The organism is Fischerella thermalis PCC 7521 (genome assembly GCF_000317225.1).
In the GTDB taxonomy this organism is placed as follows: domain Bacteria; phylum Cyanobacteriota; class Cyanobacteriia; order Cyanobacteriales; family Nostocaceae; genus Fischerella; species Fischerella thermalis.
The window spans coordinates 161637-180431 of sequence record NZ_AJLL01000005.1 but is presented as its reverse complement, the minus strand read 5'-3'; the positions used below and the strand labels follow the sequence as shown (position 1 = coordinate 180431).

At 40.0% G+C, this 18795-nt stretch carries 13 protein-coding genes; 9 read left to right on the top strand and 4 right to left on the bottom strand.

Annotated features, from left to right (window positions below):
- Window position 1 precedes the first annotated feature (1 nt).
- From pstA to UYK_RS0100885, 3 genes are all read left to right on the top strand, one after another.
- Window positions 2-925 carry a phosphate ABC transporter permease PstA gene (pstA, locus tag UYK_RS0100900; protein WP_009455210.1) on the top strand — a complete coding sequence of 308 codons (924 nt, stop codon included), beginning with the start codon at window positions 2-4 and terminating at the stop codon, window positions 923-925.
- Window positions 919-1710 carry a phosphate ABC transporter ATP-binding protein PstB gene (gene pstB, locus UYK_RS0100895; protein WP_009455209.1) on the top strand — a complete coding sequence of 264 codons (792 nt, stop codon included), beginning with the start codon at window positions 919-921 and terminating at the stop codon, window positions 1708-1710. Before pstA ends, pstB begins: the two co-directional genes overlap by 7 nt.
- Window positions 1711-2004: 294 nt before the next feature.
- On the top strand, window positions 2005-2313 hold the full coding sequence (locus UYK_RS0100885; protein ID WP_009455208.1) for a hypothetical protein: 309 nt from the start codon (window positions 2005-2007) through the stop codon (window positions 2311-2313).
- 212 nt (window positions 2314-2525) lie between these two features.
- On the opposite strand, the gene UYK_RS0100880 is transcribed toward UYK_RS0100885, so the two are convergent.
- Window positions 2526-3365, bottom strand: a complete 840-nt coding sequence (locus UYK_RS0100880; RefSeq protein ID WP_009455207.1) for a tetratricopeptide repeat protein — start codon at window positions 3363-3365, stop codon at window positions 2526-2528.
- Between the two features lie 276 nt (window positions 3366-3641).
- Here UYK_RS0100880 and UYK_RS0100875 point away from each other — a divergent pair, with 276 nt between their 5' ends.
- Complete coding sequence (locus UYK_RS0100875) at window positions 3642-4523, top strand: HEAT repeat domain-containing protein (RefSeq protein ID WP_009455206.1); 882 nt, start codon at window positions 3642-3644, stop codon at window positions 4521-4523.
- Between the two features lie 111 nt (window positions 4524-4634).
- Here UYK_RS0100875 and UYK_RS0100870 read toward each other — a convergent pair whose 3' ends face one another.
- On the bottom strand, window positions 4635-5480 hold the full coding sequence (locus tag UYK_RS0100870; protein ID WP_009455205.1) for a lysophospholipid acyltransferase family protein: 846 nt from the start codon (window positions 5478-5480) through the stop codon (window positions 4635-4637).
- A 1148-nt stretch (window positions 5481-6628) separates the two neighbouring features.
- Here UYK_RS0100870 and UYK_RS0100860 point away from each other — a divergent pair.
- Window positions 6629-7522 carry a TauD/TfdA family dioxygenase gene (locus UYK_RS0100860; protein WP_016870726.1) on the top strand — a complete coding sequence of 298 codons (894 nt, stop codon included), beginning with the start codon at window positions 6629-6631 and terminating at the stop codon, window positions 7520-7522.
- Window positions 7523-7542: 20 nt separating this feature from the next.
- Window positions 7543-8427, top strand: a complete 885-nt coding sequence (locus UYK_RS0100855; protein WP_016870725.1) for a sulfite exporter TauE/SafE family protein — start codon at window positions 7543-7545, stop codon at window positions 8425-8427.
- A gap of 82 nt (window positions 8428-8509) precedes the next feature.
- Here UYK_RS0100855 and UYK_RS0100850 read toward each other — a convergent pair whose 3' ends face one another.
- Both UYK_RS0100850 and UYK_RS0100845 read right to left on the bottom strand, forming a co-directional pair.
- Window positions 8510-10126, bottom strand: a complete 1617-nt coding sequence (locus tag UYK_RS0100850) for an iron uptake porin (protein ID WP_009455201.1) — start codon at window positions 10124-10126, stop codon at window positions 8510-8512.
- Window positions 10127-10271: 145 nt separating this feature from the next.
- A complete protein-coding gene (locus tag UYK_RS0100845; RefSeq protein ID WP_009455200.1) occupies window positions 10272-11456 on the bottom strand; it encodes a PstS family phosphate ABC transporter substrate-binding protein in 1185 nt (394 codons plus the stop codon).
- A gap of 423 nt (window positions 11457-11879) precedes the next feature.
- Here UYK_RS0100845 and UYK_RS0100840 point away from each other — a divergent pair, with 423 nt between their 5' ends.
- From UYK_RS0100840 to UYK_RS0100830, 3 genes are all read left to right on the top strand, one after another.
- Window positions 11880-13346, top strand: coding sequence for a methyl-accepting chemotaxis protein (locus UYK_RS0100840; protein WP_009455199.1), 1467 nt, complete (start codon window positions 11880-11882; stop codon window positions 13344-13346).
- Window positions 13347-13992: 646 nt separating this feature from the next.
- Complete coding sequence (locus UYK_RS0100835; RefSeq protein WP_009455198.1) at window positions 13993-15903, top strand: methyl-accepting chemotaxis protein; 1911 nt, start codon at window positions 13993-13995, stop codon at window positions 15901-15903.
- A gap of 101 nt (window positions 15904-16004) precedes the next feature.
- Window positions 16005-18761 (top strand): hybrid sensor histidine kinase/response regulator, encoded by a 2757-nt coding sequence (locus UYK_RS0100830; protein WP_009455197.1) that lies wholly within the window; start codon window positions 16005-16007, stop codon window positions 18759-18761.
- Window positions 18762-18795 lie beyond the last annotated feature (34 nt).

Genomic DNA, 18795 nt, shown 5'->3' with positions numbered 1-18795 from the left:
TATGTCAGGAGAAAATCTACAGGAACTCCGAGCTAATATTTCTTGGCGCAAATTGCTAGATGCTATATTTGCTATTATTGGCTTGTTAACAATTCTCGTAGCAATTATTACTCTGTTAGCATTAATCATTCGTTTAGCACTAGATGGCACACCCCGTCTGAACTGGCAATTTTTTACTTCTTTTCCTGGTCGTGATCCCGAAGAAGCTGGAATCCTATCTGCTTGGGTAGGAACAAGCCTAGTTATGCTGGTAACTCTTGTGGCTGCAGTCCCACTCGGTGTCGCCTCAGGGATTTACTTGGAAGAATACGCACCGAAAAACTGGTTGTCTGCACTCATTGAAGTTAATGTAACTAACCTTGCCGGTGTACCTTCAATTATCTACGGTCTATTGGCACTAGGCTTATTTGCAGAGCAGTTAAAATTGGGCGAAAGTATTCTCACAGCAGGTTTAACTCTAGCTTTATTAGTATTGCCAGTTGTTATAGTTACAACCCGCGAGTCTCTGCGAGCTATTCCCAATAGTATTCGCGAAGCAGCCTATGCATTGGGAACAACCAAATGGCAAATGATCTGGGATCATACATTACCCTATTCCATGAGTGGCATTTTAACAGGAGTGATTATCGCCCTAGCCAGAGCGATCGGCGAAACTGCTCCCCTGATCACGATTGGCGCTCTCACTTTTATCGCCTTTTTACCAGAGCCTCCCATAAAAAGCCAGTTTCCTTTTATCTCCCTTAAATGGTTGCAAGCGCCTTTTACAGTAATGCCCATCCAAATGTTCAACTGGGTATCCCGTCCTGAGCCAGAATTTCAATTTAATGCAGCCGCAGCAGGCGTCATACTCATTGCCATGACTCTGGTCATGAATGGAATTGCTATCTATTTACGCTATCGTTTTCGTAGAGGTATTAAATGGTAGAAAGCAACAATAAATTACAAACGTTGCAACCCAAAGCCAAGGTCGAACAGCTCAATTTCTACTACGGTTCTACCCATGTGTTAAAGGATGTCAACATGGTTGTAGCTAAGAATGTAGTTACTGCATTGATTGGACCATCTGGCTGTGGTAAAACAACCTTGTTACGCTGTTTCAATCGTCTGCATGACCTCTATCCAGGTAATCGCTACGAAGGATCAATCTTACTAGACTCTGCTCCTACTAATATTCTGAGTCGGAAGGTAGACCCAATTGAGTTGCGGATGCGGATTGGTATGGTATTTCAAAGACCAAATCCCTTCCCTAAGTCAATTTATGAAAATGTCGCCTATGGTTTGCGAGTCAGGGGTATATCAAAACAAAGCATTATTGATGAAAGAGTAGAGCAAGCCCTCCAGGATGCTGCTTTGTGGGATGAAGTCAAAGACCGTTTGAAGGACATGGCTTTTAACCTTTCAGGGGGTCAGCAGCAGCGCTTGTGTATCGCTCGCGCTTTAGCAACAAATCCAGAACTGATTCTTTTTGATGAACCAACTTCTGCTCTCGATCCCAATGCAACTTCTAGCATAGAACAGTTAATTGGTCAGTTAAAGCAACAAGTAACAATTCTCATCGTCACTCACAGTATGCAGCAAGCAGCACGAATCTCTGACTACACAGCTTTTATGTACTTGGGTGAATTAGTAGAATTTGGGGCGACACAGAGTGTTTTTAGTAGTCCAAAGCAGGAACGGACAGCCGATTATGTTTTTGGACATATTGGTTAGTGAAAGCTCTGCTTTCTTCAAGATTTTAACTGCACAGAAGCTGAGAGTGTAGAGAAAATGGGGGACGTGGCTACCCCATTACAGGACTATATTTAATATTTGTAGTCAATGAACACACACTGCAAATTGTGTTGCATATTTGCAGGATGATTTTATTTTTTCTCTTAATTGAAAAACTCAATCCTTGGCGTTCTTGGCGTCTTGGTGGTTCGTTTTTGATGTTAAGTGCAAATTGGTATTAAGCACTCACATCTTATTAAAATTCATATTTAAATAAACCAGGGTAGGTTAGTCATGGCAAAAAAATCTGCCAAAAATCATATTATGTCTTCTCAAGATAATAACACAATATCTTTGTTAGAACTGCTCACAATTTTAGAAGCACATCGCAATCATATTATTGTCAATCTCAAGCATCTACAAGCAAATTATCAAAGAACTAAGGCTATGACCGTGGAAGAACTGACTCAAAAATATCCGCATTTGCAGTTTTCTAAAGACGAGCAAGAAGGTACATTTTTTATAATTGGTGACAGTATCATTAGCGTATACGCAACAAGGGAGTGTTACTCTAAAAAAGACAGTGTTGCAATAGAAAAATAATATCCCGCTGGAACACTTGTATTATTCCTTGGGGTCGGTAATTGGTAATTGGTAATGGGTAATTGGGATATTACTACACGCAATACCCCAGCTTTATATCATGACCAATTAGCCGGAATTAGTATAAGAGAATTATAGAGTTCAGCAATTCGTGGTGAAAAAACTCTGCGTCTGGTTGCGTTTCCTTTGCGATCCTCTGGGTTATTTATCTATCAAATAGAAACCAAAGTTTCACCTGTCTGGTGTTCAATTTTAGTAAGCAGTTCTAAAACTTGTTGATACTGTGTAGTATTTCCTTGTCGTAAAAATAGGTCTGCGGCTTTTTCAAAGTCCTCTATTGCCCCAAAGTAGTCTGCCTGATTATAACGAGTTACACCCCGGTTGTAATAAGCAAAAGCTTCATTGGGATTGAGACGCACTGCTTGATTATAGTCTTCGATCGCTCCCTTGTGATCTCCCTGCTCATCACGGACATTCCCTCGACCCACATAGGCAAGAGCATCATTTGGGTTAAGACGAATTGCTGTGCTATAGTCTTCTAGAGCTCCTTTTTTGTCTCCTAAATCATTGCGGGCAAGACCTCGGTTGTAGTAGGCAAGAGCATAATTAGGATCAAGATTAATAGCTCTGTTATAGTCCTGTATGGCGCTTTGGCTGTTTCCCAAGTCATAACGGCTGTATCCGCGATTGACATAGGCGACAGGATCACGAGGGTTGAGGCGAATTGCTGCGGTAAAGTCCTCTATTGCTCCTTGTTTGTCTCCTAAATCGTAGCGGGTATAGCCCCGGTTCACATAAGCGATCGCATCATTAGGATCAAGTCCAATGGCTGCGGAAAAAGCTGCGATCGCACCTTCTAAATCTCCTTGATTATACTTATTGACTCCCTGATTGTAAAAGTCATCTGCTTTGGTGGTTGCAGCTTGTTCTATTCTGGGGCTGGTTATCTGTTTAGCATTAGCAGGTACTACAGATGCGGTCAAAGTCAATATAGCAATTCCACAGAACCCTACAACCCCTGTCAATACTTGACCTGATAATTTTAGTCTCATTTTTATAGCATTATTTATAGTTGCTTCTTTATATTGCTACACTTCTGGGAGATTTTTTTACGCAATAATTTTGTAAAACTGTGTAAAGTTAAGTGGAAGATTCGCAAGAATTTATTTTTTTAGATCAACGAACACCGTGCAAGGCGATGCACACGGATGATTTATCTGTGTTTGTTGTCTTGCACTAAAAATTTTTGGTTATATCTTGGGTGATTTTCGTAATCGTGATCATCACTGATGTATTCATCTGGCAAATGAACCTATTTACCTACACCCATGATTAAATCTCTTCATTCAAAATTCCCGATTCGAGTTCGTTGGAATGCGATGATCTCCCAAGCAACAGTTGGCTTATTGTGTTTGTCTTCACCGTTATTGATCACCAGTGCTAGCTGGGCGCAGCAGGCGAATGGACAAGATATTAGAGTAACTGTACCCCTCAAGGGTAATTCTCAACCTAGTGCTAATCTTGGTGCTGCGGCTGTACCAGTGTTAATTCAGGTGTTACAAGGCAAACAAGCGCCAGCAGGCTTTGATGCAAGTTCTGCAATACCTATTTTAATTCAAGGGTTACAGGGCAATAATCCACAAATACGCTCAGATGCTGCTGCTGCGGTTCCCGGTATTCTTCAAGCCTTGCAAAATCAAAATCCACAGCTACAACAGCAGGTGCAACAACTAGGTCAACCAAACGTCCAACCACAGGTTCAACCACAGGCTCAAGTGAATGCTCAGCCCAAAGTCCAATCAAATGCAGGTAGATGTTTTGTGTCCAATCCAACATCTGTTCTACCTGCACTGATTGGAGGTTTGCAAGATAAAGACGAACTGGTTCGCTTTTTTGCTGGTGCAACTCTCGGCTGTCTTGGCGATCAAGCTAAAGGTGCAGCTCCTGCTTTACTCACTAGTTTGACAGACCCCAGTCAAGCTGTGCGCTTAGTTGCTGCCTTTGCTTTGGATAAAATCGGTATTGGTATTCAGCAAGCAGCTAAAAATTTATCTGCTGGGCAATTAAATCAATTAGTATCTTCTTTTAGCTCTAGCCTTGGTTTTTTAGCTGATCCATTAATTAAGTTACCCCAGAATGCGGTTAACTCTTTATTCAACCCTTTACAAACTTCTCAACCAGTCCAACAGCCAGTCCAACAGCCCAGATAAAATCCCCGAATTACCGGATAGCCAAACTCAAGATAAATTTTGCGATCGCCCGACAATGAATGCAACTACAGGCGATCGCTTTCAATGTTCAAGAAGTCTACTATCACTTAATTACTGCTTAACCAAATTATCCAACTCTTGCTGCATTTGACCACGGACAAGTTCGTAGCAAGCGTTGACATAATCGCGATCGCACGCTGCTTCTCTACCATAGTGTTCAAAAACTATTGGTGGACAAACTCGTGTGCGGATGGGTACTGGTAAAGGAATATTAGGTAAAGGTCCTAACGACAATCCCCAGGGTAAACCTAAATAAATGGGAAAGACAACCGGGTCGATCCCAAATAGCCAAGGGATTCCCCATTGATGTAATTGCTGGGCTAAGTCGTAACGCTCAGCCAGAACAATCAGTGTCTCATGAGCGCCAGTAGAAATGAGTGGTACTATGGGCACTTTTTCTCGTAGTGCTAGTTTGATAAAGCCTTGGCGTTCAGCAAAGTAGATTTGATTACGCAAAGAATAAGGTCGAAACAGATCTTCTGCGCCACCAGGATAGACGAGTACGCTGGCTCCGGAACGCAAAGCTGCGATCGCCATTTTCGGATGAGCAATGATGGCTCCAACTTTAGCAGCAGCTTGTGCTACAGTGGGGAACTCTTTCCAAACCGTGGGATGCATCAAACCGTAGATTGGTTTTTCCACACCGAAGCGTTTAAACCAGTCGTAGACCATCATATGGGTGTCGGGAGCAGCGAGTCCGCCATTATGGGAACCTACGAATAAAACTTTTTCGTTGCTGGGTATATTTTCCCAGCCACTAGTCTGGACTCGAAAATAGTATTTATACAGCCACTCCCAAAAAGGCATCAAAAATTTGATAAATTCTGGATCTCGCTGATCCAAAGACCAGCCGATTTCGGTTTGTTGAGATAGTTGTTTTGACTTCTGTGTTGGCATTTCGCCTCAATTAATCTCCCTTTTGGTGGTAGTAAATTTGAGAGTGATGTGTAAGCGGTCGTGAATTCTCATTTTACTCAACAGGTGATAGATAAAATAAATATTTAAAAATGTCAGTATTATGTAATTTATCTAAATAACTCTTTTAGAGATTAATGTATTGCTTTATTTGCTTGATCAGTCTATAGTTTTAGAGGAAGAAAAATAATACTCTTTTCTACTACTCATGCCCAAGCCAAAGTGTAAGGTTTTGAAAATGCACAATTTATTGAACTAGGTTGTGGGTAGAACGAAGAAAAGTTTCTAAACTTAATTCAGGGGATGCAAAACAGCGGGAGGATGTGATAATGCCCACGACTGTTATTAAAAGTGTGCTTGCACGACTAGTGAATGCTAGTTCTGGAACAGAAAAAGATTTGGTGCGCACATACTACTTTTTTTGCAACTATAATATTGGTTACCTGAACTATTGGTTATTTCTGACCTAAATAGTGTTTAACCATATTAGCATTTGCTCCCATATATTATCCACAAGACTTTCATATTCGAGAATAACTTCCTAAGTCTGTAGAAGTTTACGTTGTGGATAGCAAGACTTCATGAAAAGAAGAATTAAAAGCTATTGATTCCGAAAAAGTAAAGCTTGAATTTTTATACCTGGGAGTCGGCTAACTCCGAAAATATATACCTGTAAACTTTCTCTAAGGTTAAAGCTTGCACCGATTTAAGTATAAAACTGTACTAAGCAAGGATATGTGCGATAAAGCCACATTATTTTTATGGGTTTTGATCGCTAAATCAAGGACTTTTAAATTAATACTGAGTGACCAAATATTATCAAGAAATTTATTTATTGAATTATAGGAATTATACGCTTGAGGGGTGAGAATTTATTTCCTGATGGATAATCAATTTGGTGCAAAATCCAAGCTTATGAATTCGCTTATTTATTTTCACTGCTACGGATTTTAGTTCCAATAAAAGCAACAACAAAATGACTATTTATGCAGAGAATCAACAATCTTAAGTCCTGACTTTTAACCAGAATTCTAATTTGCAAGCATACTGCTAAGATTTATCCATTTGTGTTGTGAAGGTAATTTCATTCTGAAATCTAAACAAGTGCATCTAAACAAGGAGATCTAAGAATGCTCACAAATAATATCAACGCAGACCAGTACAAATTGGACGTAAATTTACACAACGAAGAAATTCTTGATGCTACTAAACTCGATCTTAACCAGTTAACAATAAAAATTAGCAAAGTTGCAGAAATTTCCAATTCAGATTTACAAAGGTTGTTTGAAATATTTAATAAGTTTAAATTTGTCATTTTGGAATGTGAACCAATCCCGAATCTGCAAGAAAACTTGTTAGCTTTACAAAAGTATTTTGGCTCCATCAAGAAACATAGGCTTTCTGCTCCTAACGGTATTAGTACAATTGAAAACTTACGCGACTCTTCCCTTGCTAAAACTTACGTAGCTACAAGTAATATAACCCATTTCATGCATACAGACGGCTCTTTTGAAATGGAACCTCCTAAAATTGTTGCTATGCAGTGTGAAGTTCCCTCTAAAACAGGAGGACTATCTCAAATCATTTATGCTGAAACTGTCTATGAATATTTAAGAAATAACTATCCTGAAGAATTACAGAATTTGTTCAATTATCCATTGACTATAACCAGAGGAGATCAAACAGGTAAACGAGCAATATTTACAGAGTACGAAGACAGAATGTTCATGTGTTTTAGGGCAGATGCAATCATCTCAGTTGCGATTCCACCACAAGTAGAAAGGGCTTACAATCTGATTAAAAACTATGTCAACGATACTAATAATCAATTAATTTTTCAACTTCAACCTCATCAAATTATTATACTTGATAATGCGAGTGTTCTACACGGAAGAACATCTTTCCCAGAAAATGAATTTCGCAAACTAAATAGATTACACTTTAACGGAGTTTCCGAATATTCTCATTATTTTCAGCTTGGTTTTATACCAAAATCTAAGCCGTTAAGTAGTGAAAGCAATTAAAAATTGATTAGTAATAGTGCTTGAATACTCAAGCACTATTATTACCTGTGATTCATGAATTTGCACAAATTTTAATCTTCATTAAGCCTATTAAGAATATTCAATATAAATCGGGTGTATCAATGTTTAGTGCCAATAATTATTCAATCATCATTATTCTTGGAATTGTTTCCTTTGTTTTAAGCTTTTTTGGTGCTTCTGTAGGCTTGATGTTAGGTCAGATTCGGCTTCCTTTAATTGTATATGCCTTACAATCAACTGCTAATGGAATAGGTATTGCCACAGGTACAAATCTAGCTACTGCTGCTATGGGCGCATGTGCTGGTACCTATTATCACATTAAGGAGGGTCGTGTTAATTATCGGGTAGTCTGTGCAATAGGTATTCCCTCAGCAATCGGTGCGATTATCAGTGTACTTGCCTTTGCTCGGATACAAGCAGATTGGATAAAAGTTGTTATCGGAATTGTACTTATTTACTCAAGCTTTCAGATAGCTAATCCTAAAAAACCTAATCAAGGTGAAGATAAACTTTCAACTCACCAACGTTTCTTAATTGAAATAGGAATTGGAGTTGGCTTGGGGTTACTAGCGGGTATCGTAGGTCTAGGATTGGCTAGTATCAGATTACCTGCGATGATTAGAGTTTTGGGTATGGAGCCAAAGGAAGCAGTGGGAACGAACTTAGCTATTAATTTTCTGACTCTAGCTACTGGTGGAACAGCTAGTATGCTGACTTTGGGAGTGCATTGGCCACTTCTTTTGTCACTTGTACCAACAACGTTATTAGGTAGTTATATTGGAGCAAAAACTCTTAAAAAGATTGAATCTTCCAATCTTCGCAAATTAATTGCTTGGGTATTGGGTGGTACGGGAGCATTCATGATTGCTGAAAGTATGCATTAATTGCTCGGGTAATAGATAATTAGTTTTTCCTATTACCTATTACCTACAGTCATTCACAGATATGATCAATCCTCAAACTGACTTAAAACTTGAAGGTAGTCCGAATTGTTCCTACAAATATAGTGTCGTTATTGTCATTATGTTCTGGATTAGTAATCACAAATAAGCCAGGAGTAATGGCAATATTATCTGTAACCTGCAACCGATAAAAACCTTCTATGTGCAAAGAAGTATCTTGATCTTTTACCAGACTACTTTCTATAACTTTTGGTGGCATACCGAAGACGATCCCGGCTAAATTACCTTTTCCTCCTAAGTCTGGAAATGCCAAAGTTACAGCGTAGTTCAGGATATCTGCGCTATCATCGCTGACTTCTGATCGTGCCAATGAATAAGCTAACCAACCAGAAAGAGTAAATTGAGGACTGATGCGCCAGCTAGTTTCTAGACCAAAGGAATCTGCTGAGGTAGAAACATTACCAAAAGGTCTGACTGCATTGGTACTACCCGTACTACCTGTGAGGTTGACACCACTATTACTACCTCCTGCATTATAGGAGCGGACATAAGTCAAGCCTAGATTTAAATTATTGATTGGCTCAAAGATGAATTGTGCCACAGCGCCGTAGTTACCGTTGAACAGTCCGTTTTCTCCACTAGAATCTTCAGGATCGCGAACCATATAGGCGAAGTCGAGACTGGCGCGATCGCTAAATTGATAATTGACCACTAACCCAGTACTACCAGCCGTTCGGTAGATAGGGTTAAATCTTCCAAAACGCGAAATACTACCATTACCAGAACTTTCAAAGGGACTTAGGGTTTCCACAAGATGATTCAATTCTGTATTCGCAGCAGAAATTGCGACTCTTACCTTATCCCCTAAGGGAAAGTAATAGTACAAGTCATCTAACTCAACATCGTTATCTTCATTGCCATCAAAACCTAAACGGGTCATTCTAGTACCTGTGACGTTACCCTGAAATTCGGTGATATTTCTGGCTTGCAACCGGACTCGTAGACGGTCTTTACCCATAAAGCTGGTATCAAAGTTCAGACGCATACGGTCTGCGAAGATAATATTATCTTGCAAATCTGGGTTGTTATCAGAATCGTTATCTTGATCGGCTGCATTGTCACCAAAAACACCAGCTACGACAAATATCGCTTCACCATTAAGTTTTGTAGTGGTAGAAAATTGATTTGACTCTAGTTCCGCTGTGCGCGCTTCTAACCCATCGACGCGATCGCGCAGTGTCGCTAATTCTGCTGAGAACTCCTCTTGCAGTCTTTGCAGTGTGGCTAAATCCTCTTTCGTCACTAAATCACTCGTAGCGCTAGCAATAAGTTCATTCACTCGCTCTAAACAAGCATTCAAACCAGCAGCAAATTCGTATCGCGTCATGGATCGATTGCCCCGGTACGTACCATTTGGGTAGCCAGCAATACAACCATATCGTTCTACCAGGGATTGTAGCGCTTGGAACGCCCAATCTGTAGGCTGTACATCAGATAACTGAGAAACAGAACTGAGTTGTGGTTGATTATTTGGAGAAAGTTCAGCTATGACCGTAAATTCTGGCTGAACTTGTTCATTTGTAGATACTTCAGCTAAAACTGTTGAGGGTAAAACAGCAAAGCTTGCCACCACAACAGCAGGGCTAAACAGCAAAAAATTTGACCAAACTCTAGATATCACCTAATTTACACCTAAATCTAGCTAAATCTGTTTATTTCTGGGGAATTTCTTTTGAAGCCAAGCAACACACTATGATTATTAAATGGTGGTTTGCGAGTCGTTTGTCTTTGCAAATTTATAGTTGACAAAGCACTCCAAAGGTGTGTCAGCGCAAGGGAACTAACCCAGCCTTTTCAACAATCTGCTGACCTTCTTTGGTTAGTAACATATTGACGTAGGCTTCTCCAGCTAGTTGATCGATCGTGTCATCAAGGCGATACACAATAAACATGCGTCGGGTCATAGGGTAAGAGGCATTGCGCAGTGCGGTAGTATTAACCTGCTTGTTATCATCTATAAAGGGTTGCACATAATCTTTGGTATTAGCTTGAGCGATTGCAAGAGGGCGGATTGTTTTTTGACCAAGAATTGGTCCAGTTCCTCCAAAGGAAATTCCCCCAGGGGTTGCAGCAACCTTACGAATTATCTCAGTGTAATCACGGGCTAACTGTACCTTAGAACTGAGTTGATCTACGTCTTTTCCGAGAAGCTCGTTTAATAAATTAGTAGATTTTGGGTCTCTTGCGAAAGGTGCGATCGCTAAATCCGGTCCTCCTACTTCTTTCCAGTTGGTTATTTTACCTTTGTATATGTCTTGCAGTTGATCAATTGAAAGCCCAGGAATAGAGATATCTTTATGGGTAAAGAAGACAAACATATCTAAAGCCACTGGTACTTGCTTGATCTGAAAGCCTCTTTGTAGAGCTTTGTTATAGTGTTCATCCTCAAGGGATGCTCCGTACAGAGTAAAGCTTAGTTGGCTATCAAGCACCATAGCCACACCCTTTTTGCCACCAGATTTACCGTCTCTAGGTTCGGTGAAGCGGAGGCGAAAATTTGGGTGAGATCTAGTGATAGCTTCGTGAAAGCCTTGAGCAGTCAAAGCTGCAAAAGTATTACCACCACCATAGTTAAATGTGCCGGAAGGTACATTCGGTACATCTTTGATCGAATCGTAAAGTTTAACACCAGGGGGGATATTCTGATTGCTACCGCGGGAATTGACAACTCTAGTATCATTGGGATTATTCAGACTGCTAAAATTGCCAAAAATCGAGAAGATTAACCAACTAAGCAGCAGAAACAGCAGACCAAAACCAAGCCAAATTGCCCAAGGTGTGAGCAGCAATTCTCCCAAAAATTTGGAATCTGGTTTGGTAGATTTATTAACTTTTTTTGCTGGAAAAACGTCTAGCGGTTGACCGCATTTTAAACAGTTTGTAGCTGTAACAGGATTGGTATCATAGCCACAATGGTTGCATACTATAACCTCTTGATTGTGATTATTCATTTTTTCTCCCAAGGTAGATGTTCGTACTAACGGTATTGCACCCAGGAGATTTCTGTATTATTGTAAAAAACTATCGGTAGATACTTAAGTACATTTATCAGAGCATAGGCTTTTTGGCAACACAACTGTAGAAATTTAGGTAAAGAGCGATCGCATCACCACAATGAAAGTATGTTAATTGTCCCAAAAAATTGGTTATTGATAATTATTAAAACTGATAAATCTTAGAAAATGTTTTGCATCTGCCAATAACCTTTATTGAATATTCTTTTTAAAGAACACATATGGACACAGATATACACACGTGATTAAGTTAGTTCCAGATTGTTATTTTCAAGACAGTTAATAGAAAATACCAAAGTTTAACCAGGGTGTTCATTTTCTAAAAAACCATATTTGCATAAATTGAAAGGAAGAAAAATCATGCAAAAGCAAGTGCAACGCCCTTTGAAAGTTAATCAAATTGTACCCATAGGTTTTGGTATTGTCCTCATATTGACAGGTATTGTAACGACAATTTCTGAAATTTCTAAAGCTAAGTTAAAACAAATACACAAAATTGAGGAGTATACATATGAAGTTAAGCTACTGCTAAAGCAGTTGGAGAAAGATATAGTAGATGCTGAGACAAGACAGCGTGGATTTTTGCTCACTGGCAAAGAAAACTATCTGCAACGCTTTGCAACTTTACAAAGCAATTTTCAAGCGCGTAGTCAGGATTTGAAAAAGCTAGTGAATGACTCGTCTTTTCAGAGCGAAAAAACTGACCAAATTATACAATTAGCTCAAACAAAATTCTCCGAATTAGAACAAGCAATTGCTCTGAAAAAAGCAGGAAAAGATCAAGAAATTCTTGCTGTGCTAGCTTCCAACAAAGGAGAGCAAATTATGAATGACATCAGAGCTACACTAGCTGAAATGGAACAACAAGAACAGAGGCTTTTACAGCAAACAGAAGCAGCATCAAATCAGTTTCAGCAATTATCAACTATAGTTCACTGGGGTGGATGGCTTGTTAGTGTTGGGGCTGGAATTTATATCTCATTTTATGTTATCCGCCGTATCATGCTGCCAATTAACGAAGCCGCCTACGCAGTGGCGACCTCTTCCGGGGATATTGCTACCAGTGTGTTTGAGCAGGAACGTATCATTTTGCAACAATCTGCTTCCGTGAATCAAACAACCACTACAGTTGATGAGATCGGGACTTCTGCACTCCAGTCAGCCGAACAAGCCGAAACCTCTGCTAGTGGAGCAAAGCAAGCATTAACTCTCGCAGAAGAAGGAACTACAATAGTTAGTCTTGCAATTGCAGGTATCTCACAGTTGAGAGATCAGGTAATGGCGATCGCTAATCAGACCACACACTTAAGTGAACAGACTACTCAAATCTCTACAATTTCTGATTTAGTAGCAGAATTGGCAAACCAAACCAATATGTTGGCTTTGAATGCTGAAGTCGAAGCAGCGCGTGCAGGTGAGCAGGGTAAAGGCTTTGCAGTGGTAGCTAATGAGATTCGCAAACTCGCTGACCAAAGTCGGAAATCAGCTGATCAGATCAGTGTCTTAGTTAATCAAGTACAAGTGGCTATTAACTCTGCGGTAATGGTGACTGATGAAGGTACTAAAAAAGCAAGTGAAGGGATCAAACTGGCTCAAGAAACGGGGGATGCATTCGCAAGTATCGCAGATGCTGTCAATCAAGTATTTCTGAACAATCAACAGATTGTCCTCAACGCTAGACAGCAAGCTATTGCTGTACAACAGATCGTATCAGCGATGAACGCCATCAATCTGGGTGCAAAAGAAACCGCTACTGGAATTTCTTTGGTCAAAAATGCTACTATCAACCTCAACGAAACTGTTCAAAAACTGAAGAATCTAGTGTAGCAATTTTATATTGTTTGTACATGAGCGATCGCATTCCACGAGATTTGATAGAGGCTGATCAATTCTAAATTTCGTAACTCATAAAATTAATACTGTTGCACGAATGCTAACTTTTCTTCAGATTGAGGTATAATCTGCGGAATGTACCAAACTGCCACAGGTATTGAGAGTTACTTCCGCATCTGCCTCTGTGGATTGTGTCGTCCAAGACAGAAAAATTTAAATGCGTGCTCTTGCCTGTAAATTTTGCATCAATAATCAAGGTGGCTAAAAATTTTCCAGGGTGCTTTTTGGTTTACGTAGCAACCTAGTAAAACTTTGTGCTCGCATTTATACAGATAAGGGACAATAAATGAATACTGCTGACATTTGTTCAATATATTTACCCGCTATGTAATATCAAGTTCACATGATTACTTATAATTCCCGTTCAACCTTACCCCGCCTTCGGTACTCCTCTTTGCAAGTTCAAAGAGGGGCTGGGTGAGGTTTTGATTATTAAGTGATTAATATATCTTGATATAAAACTTATGAATTCACTGTCAACTGGTAATGAGTAAGAGGAAATCAAACTACCAATTGCATTACCCATTAACAAATCTATCTGTACCCACCAAAACTCCCTATTGATTATCACTAATCAGCCATGTTGAAGAAACTTTTCAAAATCTTACCTAGTCAGTTTAAGCTACAAGATCAATTTATCATTTTACTCATTTTTAGTACGATTATTCCTGTCTTTATTGTCGGCTTGTATGGTATTTATTCTTCCTCCAATATACTATCAGAAGTTGCCAAAGAAAAAATGGAGGCGGAGTCAACACAAGAAGCTAATAAAATAAATGCTTTTCTCAATGGTGTGAGTGATGATGTTTTATTGTTGAGCAAAACTCCACCTATTCAAGGTATTATTCGAGCCAAAGAAAATAACGGCACAGATGGACAAACTAATTTATCCTACAATGCTTGGGTTGGGCAGTTACAAATCTTATTTGCTGCCATGATGGAACGCAAACCCCATTATATGCAACTTCGATACATAGACGAAAAAGGCAAAGAAATAGTACGAGTCGATTCGGATGGAGGTAATATTAAAATTATCTCCGCAGCAGAACTTCAAAACAAAGGCGATAGACCATATTTTATCGAAACAATCAAACTTACACCTGGGAGCATTTATGTTTCACCTGTAGATCTAAAACAGGAAAATGGTCAAATAGAAACTCCTTTTAAACCAGTGATTCGATATGCTACCCCCATAGTTGATTCTAGCGGTCAAAAAAGGGGAATTGTCATCGCTAATGTATTTGCCAAAAAATTTATAGATGCTTTTAAGGAAGTTAATAAGCAAGCAGAAGAGGAAAATGCATATGAGGGTAAAGAGAAGTTTATTGTCAATCAAAATGGCTACTACATTTCCCACCCTCTCCCGGAAAAAGAATGGGGATTTGAATTCCAAAAAGAAGATAAATTAGACCAAGATTTTCCCCCAGAAGTGACTCGAGAAATCTTAAATAAGGAAAAAGGGTTTATTGACAATGGGGAGTATTTATTTACATTCGATAGAATAGACCCCAGCCCAAATCAGCCAGAATTTTTAGTAGTTTTGAATAAAGTTCCCCACAAAAGTGTATTTGCTGCTGTTAACTCATTTAAGCTAGTCGCCTTCTTGATTATTATTCTTTCTTTGGCTGTGGTATTACCATTGGGATTTATTCGCGCACGCCAAATTGTAAATTTGATTAAGCAATTAGTCAATATCATATCCGCCTCTATTCAACAAACTTTCTCTGGTCTGGATCAACAAGCACGCATAGCAGGACAGCAAGCTGCCTCAGTCCATGAAACTACAACTACAATGGATGAATTAGAGGCTTCCTGTAGACAATCGACTCAACAAGCCAAAGCCGCCACTACCGCTGCACAGCAAGCTTTGACACTCGCAGAAGGTGGTAGCCAAGCAGTCAAGGAAACCCTCGAAGGTATGTTCATCCTAGAAAAAAAAGTATCAGCGATCGCAGCACAAATCGTGCATCTGAGTGAGCAAGCCAATCAAATTGCTAGCATTTCCCAGATTGTTTCTGACTTAGCAAACCAAACTAATATGTTGGCGCTCAATTCCTCAGTGGAAGCAGTACGCGCTGGAGAATATGGAAAAGGCTTTGCTGTAGTTGCTAATGAAATTCGCCGATTATCCGACCAAAGTCAAAAATCTGCTGAAAAAATTAATGTCTTGGTTTCCAAGATCCAAAAAGCAATTAATTCAACAGTAATGGTAACAGAAGAAGGCACCAAGACAGTGAAGACGGGACTAGAAAATGCCCAAAAAACAGATCAAGCCTTTGCTGGAGTAGCCGATGCCATTAATTATATGGTTGTGAACAATCAACAAATTTCACTTAATCTCAAGCAACAATTGGACGCCATTCAACAAGTCGTCCAAGCAATGGACATTATTAACAAGGGGGCGCAAGAAACTGCTGCTGGGATCAATCAAACCAAGTTAGGTACTGAGCAACTTAGTGATGTTGCTCTGACTTTGAAACGGATGGTGTAGCTAGGGGAGTATGAGGAGTATGAGGGGTAGAGGAATTACCACTAACTACTAACCACTAACCACCAAACACTAACCATTGACAATTGACCAATGACTAGATCATGTTTATAGAAGATGAAGAACTCCGGAATCTGTATAAGATATCAAGCGAAGAAAATTTACAGAAACTGACAAATGGTTTACTGCATCTACAACAGCAGCCAAAAGATGAAGCGGAAGCTACTTTAGAAAAGTTGGTGAGGGTAGTCCACAGCCTTAAAGGCGACTCTAGAATTATCGGTGCAGAAGATGTGGTAACTCTGGGCGATCAGGTTGAAAAGATTCTCTTGAGCCTGAAACGCCAAGACATGATCTTAACCCCAGAATTGAGCGATCGCCTTTATCTAGGATTAGATGCAATTGGTTTTTTAGTACACGAAGCTGTCACTGGTGAAGCAACTGGGGTGGATACCGCTGATATACTCGAACAATTGATGGCAACAGTTGCACAGTCAGAACCACTAGAGCCGGAAATAGTTCCAAAAGCACAACTAGTTCTTGTCTCACAAGCATCAGTTGAGAAGAATAAGCGATCTACCACCAGCACTGATGAATTACAAGACGTCACCAAAAGCAATGCTCCCCAATCAAGATGCAGCTTGATAGAAGACAAAGAACTGCGAGACATTTATCAAACCACCAGCGAAGAACGCTTACAAAAACTAGCAGCAGGTTTACTACAACTGCAACAACAGCCAGAAGACGAAGCCACACTGCAACAGTTGCTACGAGAAGCCCACAGCTTAAAGGGAGACTCCCGCAGCTTGGGAATAGACAGCGTAGTTACTCTCACCCATCAACTTGAAGAAATTCTGTTGGGAATCAAACGCCAAGAAATGACCTTAACCCCAGAGTTGAGCGATCGCCTTTATCAAGGATTGGATGCGATCGGTTTTTTGGTATACGAAGCCGTGACTGGTGAAGCAACAGGGGTGGATACCGCCGAGATACTTAATCATTTGGTGGGAGTTGTAAGTCCATCCACAGCCCCAGAATCCTTACCAGTTCTACCTGAACTCTCTCCACTCCCCACCCAAATTTCTATCAAGCCAGTCATCCCAGATTTACCCGCTCCCTCCCTAGGAATTAGTCAACCCTATCACATCGACACTATTCGCGTTCAAACTTACCATTTAGACACCTTAATTACACAGACAGAGGAACTAACTCTCACCAAAAATGCTATGGCTCATACCGCCACTGCTATTGAGGAAATAACAACCCTCTGGGAAGAATGGAAAGCTTTCTATAGCCAAGCCAAACTGACTGAGTCGTCATCACTCAACACAGATTCCTATACAGAACGCTTAGAAAAAAGAATCTACTCTTTAAGAAATTCAATTCAAGAACACACTACTAAATTAGACTTTATTGCTGGAGAATTAAGAGACAAAATTCGCACCCTCCGGTTGCTACCTCTATCCACGGTGTTTGATTTGCTGAAGCGCACAGTGCGAGATTTAGCCAAACAACAATCCAAACAAGTGCAGTTAATCATATCAGGAGAAGAAATCACCACAGACAAACGTATCCTCGAAGAAATCAAAGATCCCCTAATGCACATGGTTCGTAATGCCATAGATCATGGCATTGAGACTCCCGCTGAGCGAGAAAAACTTGGTAAATCTCCCGTCGCTACTATTTGGTTACGGGGCTACCAAACCGCCAACAACATTTTTATAGAAGTAGCAGATGATGGACGAGGACTAGACACAGAAAAAATCAAACAAACCGCCTTCAAACGTGGACTATACAGTTATAAAGAACTGGAAACCATGGCTCCCAGCCAAATCCACGCCTTGATTTTCGCTCCAGGCTTCTCAACCCAAACTTTTATTACAGAAATTTCTGGTAGAGGAATTGGCTTAGATGTAGTCCGCACAACCATTGAACGCCTCAAAGGAAATATTGAAATCGAATCAACCCCGACTCAAGGATGCACCTTCCGCATTCAGCTAAGTACAACCTTGGCGATTAACAATGTACTGCTGTTAGAAGTTCAGGGTATAGTTCATGCTCTACCAGTTGAGTTTGTGCAGAGGACTCTATTTATCTCCCCCAATCAAATCTTCAGCAACAAAGATTGCAAAACGATTAACTTGGATGGTCAGTCGGTTTTGGTTGCAAATCTGGCTGATTTGTTGGAACTTTCAAACTCTCCTGCTTATTCCGAAATTGCCAAATTTGAGCCACAAGACCAAATTCACCAACCTTGTATCTTGATCAAGGTGGGAGAAGAAGTATTTGGATTGTTTGTTGATCGCCTCATGCAAACTCAAGAAGTCGTCATGAAACCCCAAAGTCAGTTACTCAAGCGGGTACGTAATGTCAGTGGAGCAACGATTCTCGGCTCTGGAGAAGTTTGTATGATTCTCAACCCCTCCGATTTGCTCAAATCTTTACAGCAACAAACTACATCCCTAGTTTCTGCCAAACCAAGGAAAACAGTCAAAACCAAACCACTCATTCTCTTAGTAGAAGATTCTATCCCCGTTCGTACCCAAGAAAAACGGCTCTTAGAGAAAGCTGGATATGAAGTGGTAGTCGCTGAAGATGGACTAGATGGCTATCACAAACTCCAAACTCGTGCTTTTGACGCGGTCATCTCTGATGTGGAAATGCCAAATCTTGATGGATTATCACTCACTCAGAAAATACGTCAGCATCCTGAATATCAAACCTTACCGATAATTTTAGTGACAACGCTGGCTTCTGATACAGATAAAGCCAGGGGAGCTGATGTCGGAGCAAATGCGTACATTATCAAAAGTAATTTTAATCAAGATGTTTTGTTAGAAATATTAGGAAGATTGATTTAATTATTATGTGTTGATAGTTGTTCGCTGTTTGTTG